Here is a 21023-nt window from a genome sequence, read left to right as displayed (position 1 = left end):
AGCCCAGCGTCGGTGACACTAAGCTTTCGCGAGAGCCCAAAGGCCTTCCCGAGTGGGTTCCGGCCTTCGCCGGAACACCGAGTTGCTGCTGGATCGGCGGTGGCTTTTGGCTGGAGCGCGGGCCACGCCGCTGCGAGCCCTCACAAGGGCCACGCCACCGCCGATGGAACCTTTTGTCCCGCTCCACCGCTAAACGGATCTCGGTCGTTACTTGGAGACACGCGATCTTGTCGCCAACGCGCTTCAGGCAATCCGCCCTCCTCCTCGCGCTCGCGGTGGCGGGCTGCGGCGGCGGAGCCGAACGCAACGATGCCGTCTCGAATGACGCCGCCGCCACAGACGCGCGCGCCTATGTCGCCAGCTTCATCACCGAAGACGTCGAGCCTTGCTTCAAGCGAGAGCAGATGGAGCAGCCGGTGCTAGAGGCCAGGGGTGCGCCCGCCGGATCCCGAGCCGCCCCGGTTCGCGTGGTCGTCGCGGTCGACGGCTCGGGTTCGATGGCCGGGCGGCTGGGCGGCCAGACCAAGCTCGACCTCGCCCGCCGCGCCGCGCTGGCATTCGTCGACGGGCTGCCGGACACGGTCGAGACCTCTCTCCTCGTCTTCGGCCAGCAGGGCAGCAACAGCGAGGCCGGCAAGGCGCGGTCCTGCGCCGGCATCGACATGCTGGCGCCGATGTCGGGCGATCGCGCCCGGCTGGTCGACGGCGTGAGCAAATTGAAGGCGGTCGGCTGGACCCCGCTCGCCCTGGCCCTCGAACGCGCGGAGGCGCAGCTTCAGGCGTCGTCGATCGCGGGCGAGCAGATCATCTATGTCGTCTCCGACGGCGAGGAAACCTGTGGCGGCGATCCGGTCGCGGTCGCCCGCCGGATCAATGCTGGCAAGAGCCGCGCCATCGTCAATGTCATCGGCTTCGGCCTGCCGCCGGGCGAGGCCGCCGCGCTGAAGGCGGTGGCGGACGCCGGGGGCGGCAGCTTCGTCAACGTCGCGAACCAAGCGGAGTATGACCGGACCATGGCGGAGGTGCGCGAGTCCAACCGAACGTCGCGCAACATGGTCAGCCTGAGCAATTCCGCGAGCCGCAACAGTCTGAAGGCGTCGGAAGCGTCAAGCCGGGCCTCGCTGTGCGTCAGCAACATCGTCGCGAGCGAAAGCACGCGGATGAGCAATGACATTGCGAACCGGGAAAAGCGCGGAACGCCTTACCCCTTCGTCACCGAAGCGCTGCAACTTCAGCAGGAACGCCACCGCGCCTTGCTTCGGCGCAGCGACGCGTTCTCCCGCGACGTTCTGAAGGAAGCCGACGCGGCACGACAGCAGATGGAGAAGGCCGGCACTGCGGTCGAATGACTTAAATTGACCGGTTTGGTGGTGGTGTCCCCAGCAATGAGGAGCGGGCACGCGCCGGGAGCAAGGCTGTTCAGAAACTGGTTGATCTTTCCAGAGATACCTCTCAAATTGACGTTTGGACGCCCTGTAGGCTGGTCGACATCGCGTCTTGATTACCACTTGCTCGTGGCGTCCCGTGGGGGATGTAAGCGGGTTTTGAGCGAGCGTGGTCGTCCCTGTCCCATATCGCTCTGGAAAGTCAGGCTCCAACCAACGCTCGTTGCCAAACCTCACAAGGCATCGTTACAGACACGAAGCCTCGAACTGCTGGTATCGAGTCAAGGATCACGAAACGCCCAGCCACTCGGAAACGGAATATGGCAAAGCTCGCCGAGCAAGAATATCTTAAGCTTACAGGAGAGGCGGGGCGGCAGCACGGCCTTGGGAAGCCGTTCTCCGACGAATATTGTGGTGTCAACCTGGCGTCGATCGGAACGATTATGACGCTGATGCCGCCTCCTCCCGCGCGGGTTCTGGATATGGGATGCGGAGGCGGATGGACGAGCGTTTTCTTCGCCAAACGAGGATATGTCGTGACGGGGCAGGATATCAGTCATGACATGATTGAACTGGCTAGAGAAAATCAGGCAAGTCAGAATGTTGGTGGCAATCTTTCGTTTATTTGCGGTGATTTTGAAGGTGTCGATCAGCAGTCGCAATTCGATGCCGTGATTTTCTTCGACTGCCTGCATCACGCAGAAGATGAGCGGGCGGCAATCGTGAGCGCCTATCGCTCGCTCAAACCCGGCGGCGTTCTCATAACACACGAACCGGGAGAGGGACATGCTACCGCGCCCGGTTCAATTGAGGCAATGAAACTTTACGGTGTTACGGAACGGGATATGCCGCCACATCTGATCATCGGACACGGGTTGGCGGCTGGATTTTCATCATTTCGGATTTATCCGATGCAAGATGAATTGATCGATATTTTTTATAAACAATCCGTTCCGAAACTACTGAGCAAGTCAGGTTGGTTGCGCGCTAAGCGCGTTCTTAGGGCAGCATTTCGCCCATCGGCAAGGTCTAGCTCAGTTGTAGTACTCACCAAATAACCAGTAACAGATTATTGGCTAACTCGGTTCGCTTGACCCGAAGCCCGCCTCAGCCCTTGCGCGCGATCGTATCGTGATAGGCGTCCAGCGCCGCCTGGTTGATCCTGTCCCACTGGTAATCCAGCCCGCGCCGGTGCCCCGCCGCCCCGGTCGCCTTGCGATACTCATGGTCGGTCGCGAACTTCTCCAGCGCGTCGGCATAGGAATCGAGGTCGTTGGGATCGCACAGCAACCCGCTGACCCCCGGTTCGACGATCCCGACCGGCCCGGTGGCATAGGCGGCGACCACCGCCACGCCCGATGCCATCGCCTCCAGCGTGACGTTGCCGAAGCTTTCGGTGATCGAGGGGTTGAAGAACACGTCCATCGACGCGACCGCACGGCCCAGCTCCTGGCCCGACTGGAACCCGGTGAACACCGCATCGGGCACGCGCTCGGCGAACCAGTCGCGCGCCGGGCCTTCGCCGACCACGAGCACGCGGTGCTTCACCCCGCGCGCCTCCAGCCGCATGATGACGTCGGCGAACACGCCCAGGCCCTTTTCCAGCACCAGCCGGCCAAGGAAGCCGATCGCCACCTCGTCATCGGCAATGCCCAGCGACCGGCGCCACTCCAGGCTGCGCATGCCGGGGTTGAACCGCTCATGGTTGATCCCGCGCGACCAGATGCTGACCGGCGTGGTCACGCCCCAGCTGCGCAGCAGCTCGGTCATCATCGGCCCGGTGGTCAGCACCGTGTCGGGCCGGTTGTAGAAGCGCGTCAGCGCCCGGATCATCAGCGGCGTCAGAAAGCCGATGCCATAATATTGCGGATAGGTCTCGAACCGCGTGTGCAGCGACGCGACCGAGGGCAGGTTCCGCTTGCGCGCCCAGGTGATCGCCCGGTGGCCCAGGATATCGGGTGCCGATACATGGACCAGATTGGGGGCGAACGCCTCGAGGTCGGGCAGCACCTTCTTGATGCCCGTCGCGAAATGATATTCGCTGCGCCCGCCCGGCATGGGCAGCGAAGGGACGCTGACCAGATCCCCGGTCGGCTCGAACGGCGGATTGGCGATGGTGGGCGAATAGACGCGAACCTTCACCCCCTGCGACAGCAGATAGCCGACCAGCAGGTTGAGCGCCTGATTGGCGCCGTCACGGACATAATTATAGTTCCCGCTGAACAGCGCGACCCGGAGTTCTTCGTTCTTCATCTGGCCCGCGCGCATAGCGCCCGGCGGGCAGGGTGTCGAGTTTGCCGGGGGTGGGCAAATCGTCCGACCGGCTGGCTCGGGCAGGGGCATGCCACTGAAACAACTTGGGTTCCCGAATTCATGCAAGGCGCAGTTCGCATTTCGATCCGGCGGAAGAATGCGCGCACGAAGGGACGAAGGGACGAAGGGACGAAGGGTCGCTCGCGATCACGACCGCTGCGGCCGGCCTGACGGAAAGGGCAGGGTAAGCCTACAAACTCCGTCACCCCGGCCGGACTGCCGGGGTCTACCCCTCCCATCCCGGACGAGCGCCAGCCACGACGTCCTCCTTGGCTGGGCTACGAACCCGTCTTCAATTTCTGCCCGCTTGCTTCGTGCCTTCGTGGCTTTGTGTGAGCATTCTTCCGCCGGGCTGCGCGCAGCACCTGTGGAATGACCCCCAAAAGTGAGACACGGAGCTAAGACACACTGAGCAAGGAGGCTGGTGTGGCGAGGCGACGACGGCATACGCAGGCGTTCAAGCTGGCGGCGGTGGCGCGAATGCGCGATGCGTCCGATGTGGCAGGGCTGGCGACAGAGCTCGGGATCGATCGCGGGCTGCTCTACAAGTGGGATCGCGCGTTTCGGAGCGGCGGTGCGGAGGCGTTGCTGTTTCCCGGTGAGCGGGTTCGCAAGGGATTGCCGGCGCAGGTCTCGGACGCGATCGGCACCGGAGTTGGGGATGTTTCGGCGGTTCCGGCGGGCACTGCCGAGCTGGAGCGCAAGGTCGCGCAGCAGGCGCTGGATCTGGATTTTTTTCGAGCAGCCTTGCAGCATTTCGCGGGACATCGCCGCATGAGCGACGGGTCTGGCGGGACGGGGTCTACGTCGTGATCCGGACGCAGGCCGAGCGGCAAGGCGCGCTTGGGATCGATCGGATGTGCCGTTTGGCCGGTGTCAGCCGTGCGGGCTATTATCGACACTGGCAGGCGTCACAGCCGGCGCGGGAGGAGACGGCGGTGCGCGACGAGGTGCAGCGCCTGTCGCTCGAGCACCGCTTTTACGGCTATCGCCGGATCACGGCGCTGCTGCGCCAGTCGGGCTGGGCGGTGAATCACAAGCGCGTGCAGCGCCTGCGACAGACCGACAATCTGCTCTGCATCACCGGGCGCACGTTCCGTCCGCCGACGACCGACAGCCGCCATCGCTTCAGCGTCTGCCCCAATCTGGCGCGCAAGATGATGCCCACAAGCGCGAACCAGCTTTGGGTGGCCGACATCACCTATGTGCGGCTGGCGGAGGGTTTCGTCTACCTCGCGGTGATCCTCGACGCCTGGAGCCGCCGCGTGGTTGGCTGGGCGCTGGCGGACCATCTCAGAGCTGAACTCGCTCTCACGGCGCTCGACATGGCGCTCGCTGCCCGCACAGTCGCGCCTGGCGAGCTGGTGCACCATTCGGACCGCGGCATCCAATATGCCTGCACCGCCTATGTGAAGCGCCTCACCGCCGCGGGGATCCAGCCGAGCATGAGCCGCGCCGGTTGCCCATGGGACAATGCAATGGCCGAAAGCTTTATGCGCACGCTCAAGCGCGAGGAGGTCGACGGCCGCCGATATCGCGACCAAGCCGATGTCGAGGCGCGGATCGCCATCTTCCTCGAGAAGGTTTATAATCGCCAGAGACTGCATTCCGCTTTGGCCTATCGGCCACCGGCGGCATTCGAAGACGACGATCGATTGCTATCGGCTCCGCCGCATGCGGCGGAGCCGATAGCACAAGGCACAACAATCTGTGTCTAAGCTCTTTGTCTCACCCAAGGGGTGCACTCCAGAGTATCACACGAAGACACGAAGCCACGAAGAGGGCCGAGGGAGGCGCCGAAGTTCAGGCGACGCACCCGCTTTGTGCCTTTGCGTCTTTGTGCGAGCATATTCTTCGGCGCGCCCGTGCTGACCCAGCTGCAAATCCGCACAAGCCAAAAGATGTCACCTTCCATCCGGATTGCGGAGGTTCACGTGATCCATGCCGCCGCATTCAACTGCCTCACCAGAACGCCGATCCGGATATGCCGCCGGGTGGCTGCCGGCACTTCGGCAGGCATGACGCAACGGGGAGGCTGCGCCCGACAAGACCCGTCACCCCGCCCTCCGCTAACGAGGCGTCAACCACAGCACCGAACGACAGCTTTTCATGTTCCCTTCCTGTTCTACCTGCGCTACCTCCCGGCCATGGCGAAGCTGCGCAAACGATATGTCTGTCAGGCCTGCGGGTCGGTTACCTCGCAATGGGCGGGGCAGTGCGGCGATTGTGCGGAGTGGAACACCTTGGTCGAGGATGCCGGCGCCGTCGCCGCGTCCACTCCGTTCCAGGCCAAGCACAACCTCCAGGGCGGCGGCCGCACGATCCTGATGTCCGGGCTCGACAGTGACGTCGCGCTGCCGGAGCGGATGCAGTCGGGCATTGCCGAGCTCGATCGCGCGCTGGGCGGCGGCTTTGTCGAGGCGTCGGCGACGCTGATCGGCGGCGATCCCGGCATCGGCAAGTCGACGCTGTTGCTCCAGGCCGCGGCGCGGATCGCGATGCGCGGGCTCAAGGTCGCCTATGTCTCGGGTGAGGAAGCGGCGGACCAGGTCCGGCTGCGCGCGCGGCGGCTGGGCCTCGGCTCGGCGCCGGTGCTGCTCGCCTCGGCCACCTCGGTGCGCGACATATTGACGACTTTGGGGGAGGGGCCGGCGCCCGCGCTGCTGATCATCGATTCGATCCAGACGATGCATTCCGACCTGATCGAGGGCGCGCCCGGCACCGTCAGCCAGGTCCGCGCCTCGTCGGGCGAACTGATCCGCTTCGCCAAGGAACGCGGCACCGCCGTGGTGCTGGTCGGCCATGTCACCAAGGACGGCAGCCTCGCCGGTCCGCGCGTGCTCGAACATATGGTCGACACCGTGCTGGCGTTCGAGGGCGAGCGCAGCCACCAGTACCGCATCCTGCGCGCGGTCAAGAACCGCTTCGGCGGCACCGACGAGATCGGCGTGTTCTCGATGGAGGCCGAGGGGCTGAACGAGGTTGCCAACCCTTCGTCGCTGTTCCTGACCTCGCGCGACGAGAGCGTGACCGGCACGGTGGTCTTCCCCGCGCTGGAGGGGACACGGCCTGTCCTCGTCGAGGTCCAGGCGTTGACCGTCCGGCTGGCCAGCGGCGCCACGCCGCGGCGTGCGGTCGTCGGCTGGGACTCGTCGCGCCTGTCGATGATCCTGGCGGTGCTCGAGGCGCGCTGCGGGCTCAGCTTCTCGGCCTGCGAAGTCTATCTCAACATCGCCGGCGGTTACCGAGTCCAGGATCCTGCCGCCGATCTGGCGGTCGCGGCCGCGCTGATCTCGGCGCTGACCGAGCGGCCGATCGCCAGCGACTGCGTCGCGTTCGGCGAGATCGCGCTGTCGGGCGAGATCCGGCCGGTCGCGCACGGCAATCTGCGCTGCCGCGAGGCGGCGAAGCTGGGGTTCGAAAAGGCACTCGCCCCCGCGGCGATGAAGGATCATGCCGGATTGCGCCTGTCCGGCTTCAAGAGTCTCGGCGCCTTCGTTGACCATCTGCTCGGTCGCGGATAGCGAGTCACCCGGGGTACATCCGCACCCGGCTAGGGGCGGACCGGAGGATCTTCTCGACATGGCGCTGACCGGACTCGACATCATCGTGCTGATCGTGATCGGCGGCGCGGCCGTGCTCGGCTTCATCCGGGGCTTCACGACCGAGATTCTGGCGCTTGCCGTGTGGCTGGTGCTCGTGCTGGCGATCAAGCTGCTGCACACGCCGCTGGCCGCGATCCTGGCGGGCGTCGTCGGCACCGCGCAGGGCGCGGCGGTGCTGTCCTTCGCGATCATCGCCGGCGTCACCTATTTCGGCGGGCGGATCGTCGCCAATATGGTCGGGTCGCGCACGCGCCAGAGTTTCCTCGGACCCATCGACCGGGCACTGGGCTTCGGCTTCGGCGGCCTGAAAGGTCTGGTGCTGGTCAGCATCGCCTTCCTGCTGATCGTGCTGGTGGTCGACACCGTCAGCGGCGGTCCGTCGCGCCGGCCCGAATGGATCCGCGAGTCCAAATCCTATCCGATGCTCGATGCAACCAGTGCGTTCGTCGCGGATTTCGTCGATCGCCGCCGCAAGGGCGAACCGGTGTTCGGCGAGGATGACGCCGAACGCCCACCAACAGCAGCCGCGAGGACTGACGTTTGCGAATCTTGTTGATAGCCGCGCTCCTGGGCCTGAGCGGATGCGGCGAAGCCTGCCGGACCTGCCTGGCCTCGTCGCCGCGCAACCCGGTTGCCGCGGCCGAGGTCGAGAAGATCCGCCTGTTCGACGGCGAGCGCCTGCCCGACAGCGCGCGCGACGTCTATTATCACGAGGAATGCTCGGTCGACTGCACCTATTGGCTGCGCTTCACCGTCCCTGACGCCGACGCCCGCAGCTTCGCCGCCCGGTTCCACGCCCAGCCGCGCAAGGGCTATGACCCGATGCCCGAATCCGGCGGCGGCAACGAAGGCCCCGGCTTCACCTGGTGGCCGACCAGCTTCCCCGAAGGTTTCGAAGGCGACGAAGTCGAACGCGACGCCGCGCGCACCTCCGCCCTGGTGATCGCCCGCGACGACAAGGGCAACGCGACCGTGTGGGTGACAGAGTCCAATAAATAGCCTGTGCGGCGAGGGAGTACGTAATCGCACCCAATTTACCCTTCACCCGGCAACAGTGCCGGGATCCGGCGCAACTGATGGTGACCCGCCGATCGACCATTTTCGACATTGACGTCTGCGCGCCCGATGGGAAATCATGCCCATCATGAGGCTATGGGTAGTTGGCCCGCTCTTTGGTTCCCTATTGCTGGGCGAGCCCCAAGCTACGAACGCGCTCGAAGCCGAGGCACCGCGATGCGATCGACATAGCATTGCGCTCGCTGAAATCAGCGCTGCGAACGCATCGACCCAAGGCGCTGCGCGATCACTGAAGTTCATAGGTCCCCAGGCGGACATGCTCAAACTGTGGAGCGTCACGTCGATCACTGGGCCCTGCGCCGGCGGGGCCGTTGCCTATTCAAAAGGAGTCCTACACTTCCCGTACGACATCGGCTTCAAACTGGACGGGAGTGACGGCGCCTTGAAACGGGTGCGCGGCGCTGCACTGAACTCATATTCGGGCCCTGTCGTGGCGTCGCCGCGCGAACTGAGCGGTGCGCGGCTCATCATGGCCGATGAAGCGCAACGGCGTGTGCTCGATGGGCATAGCGCGATCCGCTACGTCGCGCTGTGGAAGCGACAGGGGAAATCGATCGTCGGCACGTTCAGGGTCATTGATGGCGGACCCGCGCAGGACGTCATTCCCCTCATCGTGACCTCCGCCGACCTCAAGTCCGTTGCCTTTTTTCCGGACCTGCACGGATCGTCGGGGCGATTGCTAATTCTGGCCCGGAACAATCACTCTTCTGCGGAGGTGATTGGCGTCGATTGGTCGATGAAAGGCGGGTAGGCACTTTGGGCCGTGCGACCGCGGATGAGCGGCACTGTCGGTCGCCTTGCGTCCGTCAATCAAGGCGGCAGCCTTCGCAAACCCAATTTAGTTTGCCACCCCATCTCCCCCTCGCACGCGCCATCGCCTACATCGGGCGGGACATGACCGCGCCGCTCTACAATGCCGAAATCCTGCGCCTTGCCGCGTCGATCCCCTATCAGTCGCGGATCGAGGCGCCGATGGCGAGCGTCGAGAAACGCTCGCCGGTCTGCGGCAGCCGGGTGACGGTCGATCTCGACCTGGACGAGGCGGGCAGGGTGGCTGCGATCGGCCTGCTGGTGCGCGCCTGTGCACTCGGCCAGGCATCGGCGGCGCTGATGTCGGCCGAGGCCAGCGGCAAGTCGGTGGCGGAACTGGCCGAGGTCCGCGATGAACTGACCGCGTGGCTTGCGGGCGAGCGCGACACGCCGCCCGACTGGCCCGGGCTGCACCTGTTCGAGCCCGCGTTGCCGCACCGGGCGCGCCATCCCTCGATCCGGCTGGCGTTCGAGGCGATCGCCGAGGCGGCGGACCAGGCGGCGCGCGAAAGGGCCGATTGATGGAGGACCATGGGGGGATGTCGCTGCTGCACGACGGGGTGCCGCTGCTCGGTTTCGCGCTGGTCTTCGTCTTGCTGTTCCGGCGCCTGGGCCTGGGCGCCACGCTGGGCTTCCTGGTTGCCGGGGCGATCGTGGGACCGCAGGTTCTGGGACTGGTCGCCGGTGCCGAGAGCAAGATGGGCATTGCCGAGCTCGGGATCGCGCTCCTCCTGTTCCTCGTCGGGCTCGAACTGAGCCCCGGGCGCCTGTGGCGGATGCGCCGCGACATTTTCGGCCTCGGCCTGGCGCAGGTTGCCCTGTGCGGGCTCGCCATCACCGGCGTCATCCTCGTCTTCACGCCCTTTTCCTGGGAAGCGGCGCTCGCGCTCGGCCTGCCGCTGGCGCTCTCCTCGACCGCGCAGGTCCTGCCGCTGCTCCAGTCCGCCGGCCGCCTGCGCACCCCCTTCGGCGAGCGGGCCTTTGCGATCCTGCTGTTCCAGGACCTCTCGATCGTCCCGCTGATCACGATCGTCGCGGCGATGAGCCGCAACCCCGCCGACATGGCCGGCCCGCCCGGCTGGCTGCTCGGCCTCTACACGCTCGGCGCGATCCTCGGCCTCATCCTCGCCGGCCGCTACATCCTGCGACCGCTGTTCCGCCTGATCGGCAATCTCGGCGAGCGCGAGATGTTCGTGTTCGCCGGGCTGTTCACCGTCATCGCCGCCGCCGCGATCATGGAGCTGCTGGGCCTGTCCGCGGCGCTCGGCGCGTTCATCGCCGGCGTGATGCTGGCGGACTCGCCCTATCGCCACGAGCTCGAGGCCGATGTCGAGCCGTTCCGCACCATCCTGCTCGGCCTGTTCTTCCTCGCCGTCGGCATGACGCTCAACCTCGAGGCGATCGCCGACCGGCCCTTCTTCGTCGCCGGCATGGCGCTGGTGCTGATCGCGGTGAAGACGCTCGTGATCATGGGCCTGGCGATGCTGTTCGGGGCCAAGGCGCGCTCCGCCTTCGCGCTGGGCGTGCTGCTCAGCCAGGGCGGCGAGTTCGGCTTCGTCCTCTTCGCCCAGGCGCAGCAGGCGCTGCTGGTCGAGAACGAGGCCGCCAGCATCTTCGGCGCGATCGTCACCCTGTCGATGGCGACCACCCCGTTCCTGATGATGCTCACCAAGCGCCTGCGCGCCGAGCCCGAGCCGAGCGGCGAGCATCTCGACACGCCGCAGCATGACGGCAGCAACGCGATCGTCGTCGGCTATGGCCGCTTCGGCCAGACGGTGGCGCAGATGCTGCTGGCGCAGGACATCCCGGTCACGCTGATCGACACCGATGTCGAGATGATCGAGACCGCGGGCGGCTTCGGCGCCAAGGTCTATTATGGCGACGGCACCCGGCTCGACGTGCTGCGCCAGGCGGGCGCCGCCGATGCCGAGCTGATCCTGTTCTGCCAGGACGGCGACGCGCTCGATACCGAGGCGCTGGAGGCGATCCACCACGCCTTTCCCAAGGCGAGCATCCTGGTGCGCGCCTTCGACCGCCGCAGCGTCATCAAGATGAACGGCGCCCCCGTCGTCGGCATCGTCCGCGAGGTGCTGGAAAGCGCGGTCTTCATGGCCCGCCGCGCAATGGCCGCGGTCGGCGTCGACCAGACCGAGATCGACCGCAGCGAAGCCGAGTATCGCCGCCGCGACAAGGCCAGGCTCGACATCCAGCGCGAAGCCGGCGACGTCCGCGCCGGCCGCGACACGATCCTGACGCAGCAGGCCAAGCCGGTGGCGATGGACGAGGACCTGGAGATGAGCGGCTGATCCTCGGCCAGGATTGGTTCGCGCAGAGATGCAGAGGCGCAGAAAGGGCGCGCATGATTGCCCCGGGGGCGCTGCCAGATCAAGGCAACTGAAACGCACCCGGCCATCCCCAACGAACCCCTCAGCGCCTCCGCGCCTCTGCGCGCACAAGATCTTCACCGAAACCAGACAACGCCCTGCACCTTCCAGCGCCATCCGATATCAAGGGTGCCGCATGCCAACCGGACCGGAAAAAAACCGATGAAGCCGATCACGATCCTCGCCGCCCTCTCCGGCGCGCTCGCAGTCGCCGCCGGCGCGTTCGGTGCGCATGGTGCCAGCGGCGTCGCGGCCGAGTGGCTGCGCACCGGGGCCCAGTATCAGATGATCCACGCCGTCGCCGCGCTCGTCGCGCTGCGCATGGGCGCGCGGCTGCCCGCCGGGCTGTTCGTCGCGGGCGGCGCGGTGTTCGGCCTCACCCTCTACCTGATGGCGCTCGGCCTGCCGCGCTGGCTCGGCGCGGTCACGCCGATCGGCGGCGTGCTGCTGATCCTCGGCTGGCTGGCCCTCGCGCTCCACGCGCTGCGGGGCAGGGCGGGGTGAGCAGGCTCACGATCGATCAGATCGACATTGTTGGCCGCAGTTTCGCCGCCGCCGCAGTGACCAGCATCGGCGTGATGCTGATCAATCTCACCGCCGTCCTGTATCAGTGGCGCGGCCCGCACATACCGCTGCTCTGGGCCCTTCCGCCGTTCGTCGCGGCGCTGGTCTTCTACCGCGCCCCGCTCGACCGCATGCTCGCGACGGTCGGCCTGTGGCTCGTGGTCCTCCCCGCGGCCATGGCCACGGACGTCATCGCCCACCTGTTCGGCTATTGCCTGCAGTAGCGCGCTTCCCCCTGCCAGGGAGGGGGTAACGCCCCCTTACTCCCCAGCCACGATCTTCTCGATCCCCGCCGCGGTCGACGGGTGGTACCCCGTCCGCGCCTCGGCGAACAGCGCGCGGGCCTTGGGCCGCCCCCACTCGCCCTGTTCCATCAACCGCGTATACAGCGGCCGGATCAGCAGCCCGCGCCCCACGCTCGTCACGAACTGCCTCAGCGACGGCAGCGCCGGCTCGTACCGGTTGCCGATCGCCAGATCGAGCCAGGCCGAGCGCACATAGGCATTGCCCGACCCCGACAGCCCCAGCGTCTCGTCCAGCTCCTTCAGCCGCGCCGCGCTCATCTGCCGCGGCAGCCCGTTGAGGAACCGCTGCCACTCCTGCGTGCTCCACCCGTCCGGTCGCACCGCGCTCGCCGGTCCGCCCGCCTTGAACGCCGCCAGCTTCGCATCCACCGCGGCCAGCGTCGCGCTCGTCACATGCACCGCATTCTCGGGCAGTCCCGCGCCATACGCCCAGCGATCCAGCTGCAGCTTCGCCTCCAGCGCCTGGTCCCCCTTGATCAAGTTCGCCCTTATATCCGCCAGGAACCCCGCCGTCGTCTGCGGCTGAAACGCATGCCGGTCGAAATAGGACTTCAGATACGCATCGAACCGCGCCCGCCCGACCGTCCGCTCGATCGTGCGCAGGAACACCGATCCCTTGAAATAATCGAGTTGGCCATAGGTCGCCCCCGGCTCGCCGTGCAGCCGCGTCGCTGGCGCATCCTTGCCCCCGGCCAGCCCGATGTCGCGCTGCAACCCGTCCCAATCCAGGTCGGAATACATCGCCGCCCGCTCGGCACCGTACAACGCTTCCATGATCCGGTTCTCGAAATAGGTCGTGAACCCCTCGTTCAGCCAGCTGTCCGACCAGGTCGCATTCGTCACCAGATTGCCCGACCAGCTATGCGCCAGCTCGTGCGCCACCACATCGGTGTTCGACCGGTCGCCCGTCACGATCGTCGGCGTCAGGAAGGTCAGCATCGGGTTTTCCATGCCGCCATAGGGAAAGGACGGCGGCAGGACGAGCATCTCGTACCGGCCCCAGCGATAGGGACCGTACAGCGCCTCGGCCGCGTCGATCATCTTCTCGATATCGACGAATTCGCGCGCCGCCGCGTCCAGCATCTCGGCCTCGGTCCACACCCCCGTGCGCGGGCCCAGCTCGCGATATTTCAGGTCCCCCACGGCCAGCGCGATCAGATACGGCGGCACCGGCTTGGTCATGCGAAAGCGGAACGTCCGCATCCCCTTCGGCCCCGCCTCGCCGGGCAGCTTGGTCAGGTGCTCGGCGCTCATCACCGCCACCAGCCCCTCGGGCACGGTGATCTTCGCGGACCAGGTCTGGCGGATGCCCGGGCTGTCCTGCGTCGGGATCCAGCTGCGATTGTTGATCGGCTGCCCCTGGCTGAACAGATATGGCTTGCGCTTGCCCAGCGTCTGCTCGGGGCGCAGCCACTGCAGCGCGCTCGCCCCCGGGCCGGTGGCATAGCGGATGACGATCCGCGTCGCCCCGTTCAGCTGGATGGTCAGCGGCGCGCCCAGCTCGGCATCGTCCGCCCCGACCACATATTTCAGCGCCCGCCCGCGCCCGTCGGTGACCGAGCTGATCGCCAGGTCGTCGGTATCCAGCACGATCTCCCGCGCGCCCTTGGCGGCCAATATGTCCAGCGTCGCGGTGCCGCGCATCGCCTTGGCCGCGAAATCGGCGGTCAGGTCCAGGTCGACATGCGTCACCCGCGCCACCTCGGGCCGCGCCCGCGTCCACACGTCCTTGGCTTCAGGCGTAGTCAGGATCGGCGCCGGCTGCGTCACCTGGGCAATCGCGGGCAGCGACAGCGTCGCCAGGACAAGGGCAGAGGCCAGAAAGCGCATGTTTGGGCCTTTTGAAGGGGTTGGCATGGCGACGTGCCTATGCGGATGCGCGATGAACCGCAACTGAGTGGGGCAGGAGCACGCATTCCCCGAAACCCCGCGTGCTCCGGCGAAGGCCGGAGCCCAGCTGCGGGAGAAAGCTCCTACCAGAGGTGCTGCACCGTCACATGCGCCCGGCACGTCGATGCGCAATCCAGCTGGACGCTGACCAGCACCTTGCCACCCTGCCAGTCCCCTCCGCAAACGGCGTCGGGCTCTGACGCCAGAGTTGCGGCGTCGGGAATGGTCAGGCCGGATTGCCGGCACGCTCTGCGAAGCCCGGCCCGCACGGCTTCCGTTGAGGCAGGAATGGCGAGTGTCTGCATCGCCATGTCAGGCTGGGTGCCATCGGCTGCAATCCGCTCCACGGTCCCCGCCTCAGATACCGGCAGCTTCGAATCTGCCACTACCCGGGCCAGCAGGTCGCCGGCATCGTCGTTGAAGACGGTAAGGCGAACGAAATCGCGATTGGCGAAAAGCCATCCGCCAACCAGAATGGCCAGTAGAGCGAAGGCTGCAAGTAGCAGGCGAAAGGCCTTGTTTGGCCGGCGCGGGATGGACTCGTGAAGACTGGCAGCCACGGCTGGATCCTTTTGTCGCCCGCGCCGCTTTTACGCGCCGCTCGGAATCGGCAAAAGAGCTTTCAATGCGCCCGGACCGCGGGGATCACGGGCTGCGCTGACACAGGAGCGGCATCAGCATGCAACAGGAGGAACTCGAACCCCTCCGCGACCTCGCCGCCGCAAGCGGCCTCGTCTCCAACCCCCAAATCGGCGACGGCATCGTCTACGGCCGGTCGCGCCTGCCGGCGACGGGCGACGAATTCACCCTCAACCTCGATCCGGAAGAGGAAGACGGTTTTACCGATCCCGCGACCCTGATGGCATCCGCGGCCCGCTTCCTCGCGATGGACGCTGCAGCCTGGCGCGCGATCGTCGACGCGGTCGCTCGGGAGGTGGAGGAAGCGGTCGGCGACGTCGAAGTGGTCGAGAAGACCGACCTGCGCGACGACCTCGACATTCGCTCCGTCGTCATCTTTGCCGAGATCACCCTCCTGTCGTTCGCCGCCGACCGCCAGTTCCCCGACAGCTGGATCCGCGCCCAGCTGGCGGAGGACTATGAGGTGGAGGACATTGCGGTCGATGAGCGGGATGAGGTCGAGACGGTGGCGTTCGATACGCTCGACGACCTTCTCGATCATATAAGCGAGGATAAATAACCGGTAGACTGGTTTGGCCGCGACACTTGCGGCGAAGTCCAAAGCGACTGCCGAGGGGGGAACATGGTATCAGCGACCAGCCTGACCGGTGCCGCCGGCGAGCATTTCGTGATGAGCGAATTGCTACGCCGGGGATTGATTGCGGCTCTCGCTCCGGCGGGCGTCCCGAATTGCGACATCGTCGTCACCGACGATATCGGAGACCGGCTTTGCGCCATCCAGGTCAAAACCCGCAACAGCACCGGAAAGGATGGCGGCTGGCACATGGGCAAGAAGCATGAGAGCCTGACGTCACCGTCCCTCTTCTATTGCTTCGTGGACTTCGCGATGGGCAAGGATTGCGGACCTTTCACCCATGTCGTTCCATCATCAGTCGTCGCGGAATCCCTGGCTGTCTGCCACCAGGTGTGGTTGCATCAGCCTGGAAAGAAGGGGCAGCAGCACAAGGATGGCGACATGCGGCGCTTCCTGCCGGACTATAGTCACCTTGGTGTCAGCAAGTACGGCGCAGGTTGGCTCGAACGTTATCGAGAGGCTTGGCATCTGCTATCTCCATCGCTCACCAGCCGCGGGTGACTTCGTAAGCGCGTTGATGTGATGCGCACCGCCAGCCGGGGGGAGGAAGGTTAGATCCTTCACCACATTGCCGACGATTTCATATCGTATTCGGAGACCCGGGTCCATTCGAGCGCAGGAAATCATCGAGTAGCTATCGACGGATCCGAACGCCGTAGTCCGCTCTTGTCGCTCGTCAGGATCACATTAGAGCGGTTTCCACTCATTCCGGTTCATATCCGCATGAGCTGAAGTAGTTGGCGCATTCGGCGGGCTGGAAGATGTCGACGAGCCTGCCGATCAACCCCCACAGCCCGCTGACGGTTCGTTCGCCCGCCTTGCGCAGCATGGCCTTGAGGCGGGAGAAGGCCTTTTCAATGGGATTGAAGTCGGGGCTGTAGGGCGGGAGGAAGCGCAGGGTTGCTCCGGCCGCTTCGATCCGCTCTTTCACGGCGGCCCGCTTGTGGCTGGAGAGGTTGTCCATGATGACGACGTCGCCGGGCCGCAACTCTGGCACCAGGACCTGCGCCACATAGGCTTCGAACCAATCGCCGTTGATCGGCCCGTCCAGCACCATAGGTGCGACCATGCCGGTCATGCGCAGGCCGGCGACCAGCGTTGTGGTCTTGCGATGGCCATGTGGGAAGCCCATCCGCAATCGCTCGCCCTTGGCGCAGCGCCCGTGGCTGCGGGTCATGTTTGTCGCAGTCCAAGTCTCGTCGATGAACACGAGGCGTTCGGGCTCGAGATCGATCTGGCCGTCGAACCAGCGCTGGCGTTGCCTCAGGACGTCGGGACGGTCTTGTTCGATCGCGTGGCCAGTCTTTTTTTGCGCGTAATCCCGTGACGGACGAAGAAGCGATGCACCGTCCCGATCCCGACCTTGGCGCCGCGCTCGATCAGCCGCACCTGAATCTCCACCAGGGTCATGTCGCCCTTCTCGGCGATCAGTTCCCGGATGAAGTCGCCGTGCGCTTCGATCTTGCCCGAATGCCGGTCGCCGCCGCGTCGCTTGGCCACGGCACGGCCATGTTCCAACGCAAGACGACGCCAGCGGATCGCACTCGACACGCTGACACCAAAGCGCGCCGCCGCGGCATGGCAACTCAGGCCGCCCTCAATCGCGGCCACAACCCTGTCCCGAAGATCCTGTGAGAGCGTGCGTGCCATCCATGCTGGCCTCCTGCCACCAGCAGGAAATCTGAATCACATCAGGCCGGAAATGGGAATCCCCGTCGAGTCAGTTCGTGGGGAAACCGCTCTAGTATCATGTGGCATATTAGGAGGCGGCATGAGCGAGACACGTCGGATTGTAAGAGTCTTCCTTGGCTCGCCTGGTGATCTTGTAAGTGAACGCAAGGTTGCCAAAGAAGTCTGCGATGAGTTCAATAGCCTATGGGCCTCTAGCCTTGGGTATCATGTTGAGCTTGTCGGGTGGGAAGATACCGTCGCTGCATTTGGCAGAGCTCAAGCTATCATCAATAGGGACCTCCGCAATTGCGAGTATTTTGTAGGCGTCATTTGGAAGCGCTGGGGTACACCTCCAGACAGTGACGGGAAATTCACTTCCGGTTTCGAGGAGGAATTCTCAATTAGCCTTGAGCGCCGTCAAAATGGCGAGCCGGTCGAGATTGCAATGTTTCTCAAAGATGTGGACCCGGAATCGCTTAAAGATCCAGGAGACCAATTAAAAAAGGTCATTGAATTTAAGAATAAGCTGATCGACGGAAAGCAAGTGTATTTCGAGTCGTTTACGGATGAAGTTGCGTTTGAGGCAAAAATTCGGAGAGCCATAACGAAATATGTTCAGGGAAAATCTAGTTCTGAAGAAGAAAAACCTAAGGAGCAGTCGCGATCAACTGTCGAAGTCCAAAGCGTTTTGAAGTTACGCTCAAGTGGCAATGAAGAGGGGGCCTTAGAGGAAAGCCATTTAAACGGATATTTGGACCGAAACACGTCAGAATTCCTTAGGGATTTTACTACAGGATCAAAAAATTCAGAAGATGGTGTTTCCTCGATCGAAGTCTCTAGGATGCGTCTTATTGCTTGTACTCTTTATACGCCAGCAAATGACATCAGGTATGTTCAAGCTCATGATGCGAACATATTATTTAGCAATCGATTTGACATCAAAATCGGCCACCGTGAAATTGTCTCCCTTTTCCAAGCTGGACTGCGGGCCATTGACGATGAAAATATTCCAGTATGGTTCTGGTATAAAAAACTTTCAGAGAAATCTCTTGTCGATCCTTTGGTAGCAAGTGCTGGTTTTGGGCTTGATCGTGCCAGAATTGGAGCGTTGAAAGCGGCAGCACTTATTCAAGTTCCTCTTGAGGTATCAAAGGAAGTGCGACAATATATATTTAGTAGGTGGGCGTCTTCTCCGGACGAGGTTATCGTAGCCGCGCTAAACTATCTCGCCGAAGTTGGCGTAGAGGATGATATTTCGTGGATAGTTGACCAATATGATAAGTGGGAAGGTGGGACTCAGGCGGCAGCTCTCCGGGCGATGTCTTTAGTAAGGAAAAGAGAGTTTGGCGAGGAAAGTGCTATCAATTCGATCTATGAGCTTGACGTCGCCTCTATAGACATAAGTTTAGTACATTCATTGTTTAATGATGTTAGTTCATTGAGCGATGATGTTCTATTTCGAGGGGTTCAGCAAAGATCGGCAGAAATTAGGCGAGTAGTGGTCCGATCTTTGATGGCCCGCCGTCTGATAGATTTCGATTTGGCGACTAATTTGTTGGCTGACCCCGACACCGAAATTCGATTTTATGGGCTATGCTCATTAGTCGATATAAAGCAGCCAGTGTCCGACGGGGACGCGAAGAAGGTGCTCGCAGGCGATGGTGACAGGGCGGGATTTAGCGCTCTGACGGAAGCGTCGAACGACCGATGGTACTATAAATATAAGAGATTTAGATTTTCGGCGCTTGACATTGCGGATTTGCGACAAGCCGTAAGATAAGAGTCAATTTATAATAGATAAGCGTTCCAAGCTTTAGTTGATCGCCGATTCTCTGAGTTTAGCGAAGAATTACGCAAGCAAATCTCTGACGGATTTTCAAGTGCTTTTCAAGAACATGTTGACAAGCTTCGAAAACTATCAGTGTCCGAAAAGCTTTTAGGGGAAACTGAAAGTTTGAGAGCTTATGTTTGCGAGAAGCACACAGCTAACATGATGGAGGTTTTATATAATCGAGGTTCTGGCTCAGATATGCCGTTAGTGAGAAAAGTATGCGAGAAACCTTGGTACCGACCCAGTAAATCATGATTGAGTTTTATTGGTAAGCATGGATCACAGAATGATATCGAATTAATTATTAAACTTGGCGAAAAAGGGGTCCCGTATTCGTATTACGCTCTTGAGTCGGTGCAATTTATAGAAATTTTGACGCTTTCAGCTAAGGCTCTAATTTACGTTTCAGGAGATATACTTGAGGAAATGTTATTGAAGTGCTTAAATAGGAAAGTATGTCCATACGTTATTTTTGAATTGTCAAAGTCAAGATTTTCTAAATTGTCAGATCAATACATTATGAGGTTGCTGTCTAGTGATAGAGATGAGGACCGCAAAGCGGTTGCGCTAAAGTCGATCTTGTCATTTACTGTGGGTAGAGTTCAGCGCATTCTGAAAGAATATAATGCTCAGGACGTATATAATTATAATGTAATTAACTTTTTGGATATGGGCGTGTCATTAGGCGAGGACGCTAAGGTTGTATCTGCTAGGATGATAATGAAATACTATTGAATATGGTCGATTTTAATGCAGGCTAACGAGGTGCATGCACGCGGGGGCTTTCGATCCCGTGCTCACATAGGTGCCATCCTTGCACAGCCCCAGTGCATCACTCGGCAAGCCGCCGACCGAGCGACCTGACGCCGTCTGGCCCGACCCGCTATCCTGCGCATAGGCGGCGGAACCCATCAGCATCACGGAGCAAAGTGCCGAAAATGCGATACCGTTTCGAGCATTCCTCATCGCTGAAACTCCCTAGTCTGAACACCAAGATTGCTTGCGCGTGCAGATTTGCCGGGAGTTGAGGAGGCCGGTTAAATGACCAGGGTGAGCCTCGTAACGATGGACCGTCGCGACCGGGATGATGACCATGCGCTCTCTAACCATCGCATTCTTGTTCGGCATTTTCGCGCCGGTTGGCCCTTCAGCGATCGTGCAGCCATCATCGCACGACGTAATTCTGGTTGGTCTCGACTGGATCGGGTTATGGCGTGATGGACGGATCACCACTTCACATGAGGAGCCGAACTGGACGTTCCAGGCTGCGCAACTGAGTGCGGACAAGAAGACGATCGAGGTGGTCGCCTATTCGACTCAACAAAGTGAACAGAGTGCGATCGTACGGATGCGTTTCGATGCCCGTACTTTGGCGCCCGGACCGCGAACGAACGATGTAGCCCCCGATTTCGTGCCGACTTTGGGCAACCCCATCAATCCGGACCCGCTTGATGGTGACGCGGCCGGTCCCGATGGCCCGCTCGTCACGACCAAAAGTGCTGATAGGATCGTCGTGAAACTGCGCGCGGGTGGCGTGGCGCATCGGTTGCCCGCCGGTACGTGGCGGATGGCCATTTCTCCGGACGGATCGACCGCTGCAGCGTTTGCCAAACCCACATCGCCTCATGCGCCGTGGCGCGGCCAGGCATGGGATACGCGCACGGGCCGCGCTATCCCCGCTCCCGGCCTGACGATCGACGACGGTGCCGCCCGCGAGTACAACGTCAACCGCGGCGTGGGCTGCCTGCTACCCAATGGGGCGGGCGTGATCTTCACCTATATCGGAAGTCCCGCAGACCGATGGTCCGAATATCAGGCATTTGGCACGAAAGCGGGCAAGCCTGTCGAGCTGACGACCGGCTACGTGAGAACCTGCATCAGCGCTAAATGAAGCTGCCGAAGCTGATTGGATATA

The 21023-nt window shown here is 62.8% G+C and carries 20 protein-coding genes; 16 read left to right on the top strand and 4 right to left on the bottom strand.

Annotation, left to right across the window (positions count from 1 at the left end; translation table 11 throughout):
- Positions 1-227 precede the first annotated feature (227 nt).
- Together ACZ1H8_RS01220 and ACZ1H8_RS01215 are read left to right on the top strand one after the other, a co-directional pair.
- Positions 228-1349 (top strand): vWA domain-containing protein, encoded by a 1122-nt coding sequence (locus tag ACZ1H8_RS01220; protein WP_465179584.1) that lies wholly within the window; start codon positions 228-230, stop codon positions 1347-1349.
- 356 nt (positions 1350-1705) lie between these two features.
- The gene (locus ACZ1H8_RS01215) at positions 1706-2443 is read left to right on the top strand and encodes a class I SAM-dependent methyltransferase (protein ID WP_465179583.1); all 738 of its coding nucleotides are present in this window, start codon (positions 1706-1708) and stop codon (positions 2441-2443) included.
- Between the two features lie 49 nt (positions 2444-2492).
- Here ACZ1H8_RS01215 and ACZ1H8_RS01210 read toward each other — a convergent pair whose 3' ends face one another.
- Positions 2493-3638 (bottom strand): glycosyltransferase family 4 protein, encoded by a 1146-nt coding sequence (locus ACZ1H8_RS01210; protein ID WP_465179582.1) that lies wholly within the window; start codon positions 3636-3638, stop codon positions 2493-2495.
- Positions 3639-4178: 540 nt separating this feature from the next.
- Between ACZ1H8_RS01210 and ACZ1H8_RS01205 the strand changes: the two genes are divergently transcribed.
- The 10 genes from ACZ1H8_RS01205 (at position 4179) to ACZ1H8_RS01160 (ending at position 12362) form a co-directional block, all read left to right on the top strand.
- Complete coding sequence (locus tag ACZ1H8_RS01205) at positions 4179-4511, top strand: transposase (RefSeq protein WP_465179581.1); 333 nt, start codon at positions 4179-4181, stop codon at positions 4509-4511.
- Positions 4508-5416 (top strand): IS3 family transposase, encoded by a 909-nt coding sequence (locus tag ACZ1H8_RS01200; RefSeq protein WP_465179580.1) that lies wholly within the window; start codon positions 4508-4510, stop codon positions 5414-5416. Before ACZ1H8_RS01205 ends, ACZ1H8_RS01200 begins: the two co-directional genes overlap by 4 nt.
- A gap of 429 nt (positions 5417-5845) precedes the next feature.
- Entirely contained in the window at positions 5846-7222 is a 1377-nt protein-coding gene (gene radA / locus ACZ1H8_RS01195; protein WP_465179579.1) for a DNA repair protein RadA, read from the top strand.
- A gap of 58 nt (positions 7223-7280) precedes the next feature.
- The gene (locus tag ACZ1H8_RS01190; protein WP_465179578.1) at positions 7281-7859 is read left to right on the top strand and encodes a CvpA family protein; all 579 of its coding nucleotides are present in this window, start codon (positions 7281-7283) and stop codon (positions 7857-7859) included.
- Positions 7856-8302 (top strand): hypothetical protein, encoded by a 447-nt coding sequence (locus ACZ1H8_RS01185; protein WP_465179577.1) that lies wholly within the window; start codon positions 7856-7858, stop codon positions 8300-8302. Before ACZ1H8_RS01190 ends, ACZ1H8_RS01185 begins: the two co-directional genes overlap by 4 nt.
- Positions 8303-8447: 145 nt before the next feature.
- Complete coding sequence (locus tag ACZ1H8_RS01180; protein WP_465179576.1) at positions 8448-9131, top strand: hypothetical protein; 684 nt, start codon at positions 8448-8450, stop codon at positions 9129-9131.
- Between the two features lie 143 nt (positions 9132-9274).
- Positions 9275-9712, top strand: coding sequence for an iron-sulfur cluster assembly scaffold protein (locus ACZ1H8_RS01175; RefSeq protein ID WP_465179575.1), 438 nt, complete (start codon positions 9275-9277; stop codon positions 9710-9712).
- Complete coding sequence (locus ACZ1H8_RS01170; protein WP_465179574.1) at positions 9712-11496, top strand: cation:proton antiporter domain-containing protein; 1785 nt, start codon at positions 9712-9714, stop codon at positions 11494-11496. The genes ACZ1H8_RS01175 and ACZ1H8_RS01170 overlap by 1 nt, the downstream gene beginning before the upstream one ends.
- 240 nt (positions 11497-11736) lie before the next feature.
- Complete coding sequence (locus tag ACZ1H8_RS01165) at positions 11737-12078, top strand: DUF423 domain-containing protein (protein WP_465179573.1); 342 nt, start codon at positions 11737-11739, stop codon at positions 12076-12078.
- Positions 12075-12362 carry a hypothetical protein gene (locus ACZ1H8_RS01160; RefSeq protein WP_465179572.1) on the top strand — a complete coding sequence of 96 codons (288 nt, stop codon included), beginning with the start codon at positions 12075-12077 and terminating at the stop codon, positions 12360-12362. The genes ACZ1H8_RS01165 and ACZ1H8_RS01160 overlap by 4 nt, the downstream gene beginning before the upstream one ends.
- A 36-nt stretch (positions 12363-12398) precedes the next feature.
- Here ACZ1H8_RS01160 and ACZ1H8_RS01155 read toward each other — a convergent pair whose 3' ends face one another.
- The gene (locus tag ACZ1H8_RS01155) at positions 12399-14273 is read right to left on the bottom strand and encodes a M1 family metallopeptidase (RefSeq protein WP_465179571.1); all 1875 of its coding nucleotides are present in this window, start codon (positions 14271-14273) and stop codon (positions 12399-12401) included.
- Between the two features lie 143 nt (positions 14274-14416).
- Positions 14417-14893, bottom strand: coding sequence for a hypothetical protein (locus ACZ1H8_RS01150; protein WP_465179570.1), 477 nt, complete (start codon positions 14891-14893; stop codon positions 14417-14419).
- Positions 14894-15012: 119 nt separating this feature from the next.
- Between ACZ1H8_RS01150 and ACZ1H8_RS01145 the strand changes: the two genes are divergently transcribed.
- Positions 15013-15531, top strand: a complete 519-nt coding sequence (locus ACZ1H8_RS01145; RefSeq protein WP_465179569.1) for a hypothetical protein — start codon at positions 15013-15015, stop codon at positions 15529-15531.
- Between the two features lie 63 nt (positions 15532-15594).
- Positions 15595-16107, top strand: a complete 513-nt coding sequence (locus ACZ1H8_RS01140; protein ID WP_465179567.1) for a hypothetical protein — start codon at positions 15595-15597, stop codon at positions 16105-16107.
- A 202-nt stretch (positions 16108-16309) separates the two neighbouring features.
- Here ACZ1H8_RS01140 and ACZ1H8_RS01135 read toward each other — a convergent pair.
- Positions 16310-17256 (bottom strand): IS630 family transposase gene (locus tag ACZ1H8_RS01135; RefSeq protein WP_465179487.1). Its coding sequence is split into 2 segments (ribosomal slippage): positions 16310-16920 and positions 16920-17256, totalling 948 coding nucleotides; the frame shifts between segments, so codons are not numbered across the junction.
- Positions 17257-17377: 121 nt separating this feature from the next.
- Here ACZ1H8_RS01135 and ACZ1H8_RS01130 point away from each other — a divergent pair.
- Both ACZ1H8_RS01130 and ACZ1H8_RS01125 read left to right on the top strand, forming a co-directional pair.
- The gene (locus ACZ1H8_RS01130) at positions 17378-19057 is read left to right on the top strand and encodes a DUF4062 domain-containing protein (RefSeq protein WP_465179565.1); all 1680 of its coding nucleotides are present in this window, start codon (positions 17378-17380) and stop codon (positions 19055-19057) included.
- Between the two features lie 1135 nt (positions 19058-20192).
- Entirely contained in the window at positions 20193-20999 is an 807-nt protein-coding gene (locus ACZ1H8_RS01125; protein ID WP_465179564.1) for a hypothetical protein, read from the top strand.
- Positions 21000-21023: the final 24 nt, after the last annotated feature.

The organism is Sphingomonas sp. BL-S-25 (assembly GCF_055521555.1).
Note: the sequence above shows the minus strand (reverse complement) of the source record. Positions and strands in the feature narration are given on the sequence as shown.

What these genes read in the sequence shown, in the direction of transcription:
- ACZ1H8_RS01215 (WP_465179583.1), top strand. Translation starts at nt 1,706, where the DNA reads ATGGCAAAGCTCGCCGAGCAAGAATATCTTAAGCTTACAGGAGAGGCG.
- ACZ1H8_RS01210 (WP_465179582.1), bottom strand. Translation starts at nt 3,638, where the DNA reads ATGAAGAACGAAGAACTCCGGGTCGCGCTGTTCAGCGGGAACTATAAT.
- ACZ1H8_RS01205 (WP_465179581.1), top strand. Translation starts at nt 4,179, where the DNA reads ATGCGCGATGCGTCCGATGTGGCAGGGCTGGCGACAGAGCTCGGGATC.
- radA (WP_465179579.1), top strand. Translation starts at nt 5,846, where the DNA reads ATGGCGAAGCTGCGCAAACGATATGTCTGTCAGGCCTGCGGGTCGGTT.
- ACZ1H8_RS01190 (WP_465179578.1), top strand. Translation starts at nt 7,281, where the DNA reads ATGGCGCTGACCGGACTCGACATCATCGTGCTGATCGTGATCGGCGGC.
- ACZ1H8_RS01180 (WP_465179576.1), top strand. Translation starts at nt 8,448, where the DNA reads ATGAGGCTATGGGTAGTTGGCCCGCTCTTTGGTTCCCTATTGCTGGGC.
- ACZ1H8_RS01175 (WP_465179575.1), top strand. Translation starts at nt 9,275, where the DNA reads ATGACCGCGCCGCTCTACAATGCCGAAATCCTGCGCCTTGCCGCGTCG.
- ACZ1H8_RS01170 (WP_465179574.1), top strand. Translation starts at nt 9,712, where the DNA reads ATGGAGGACCATGGGGGGATGTCGCTGCTGCACGACGGGGTGCCGCTG.
- ACZ1H8_RS01165 (WP_465179573.1), top strand. Translation starts at nt 11,737, where the DNA reads ATGAAGCCGATCACGATCCTCGCCGCCCTCTCCGGCGCGCTCGCAGTC.
- ACZ1H8_RS01155 (WP_465179571.1), bottom strand. Translation starts at nt 14,273, where the DNA reads ATGCGCTTTCTGGCCTCTGCCCTTGTCCTGGCGACGCTGTCGCTGCCC.
- ACZ1H8_RS01145 (WP_465179569.1), top strand. Translation starts at nt 15,013, where the DNA reads ATGCAACAGGAGGAACTCGAACCCCTCCGCGACCTCGCCGCCGCAAGC.
- ACZ1H8_RS01140 (WP_465179567.1), top strand. Translation starts at nt 15,595, where the DNA reads ATGGTATCAGCGACCAGCCTGACCGGTGCCGCCGGCGAGCATTTCGTG.
- ACZ1H8_RS01130 (WP_465179565.1), top strand. Translation starts at nt 17,378, where the DNA reads ATGAGCGAGACACGTCGGATTGTAAGAGTCTTCCTTGGCTCGCCTGGT.
- ACZ1H8_RS01125 (WP_465179564.1), top strand. Translation starts at nt 20,193, where the DNA reads ATGATGACCATGCGCTCTCTAACCATCGCATTCTTGTTCGGCATTTTC.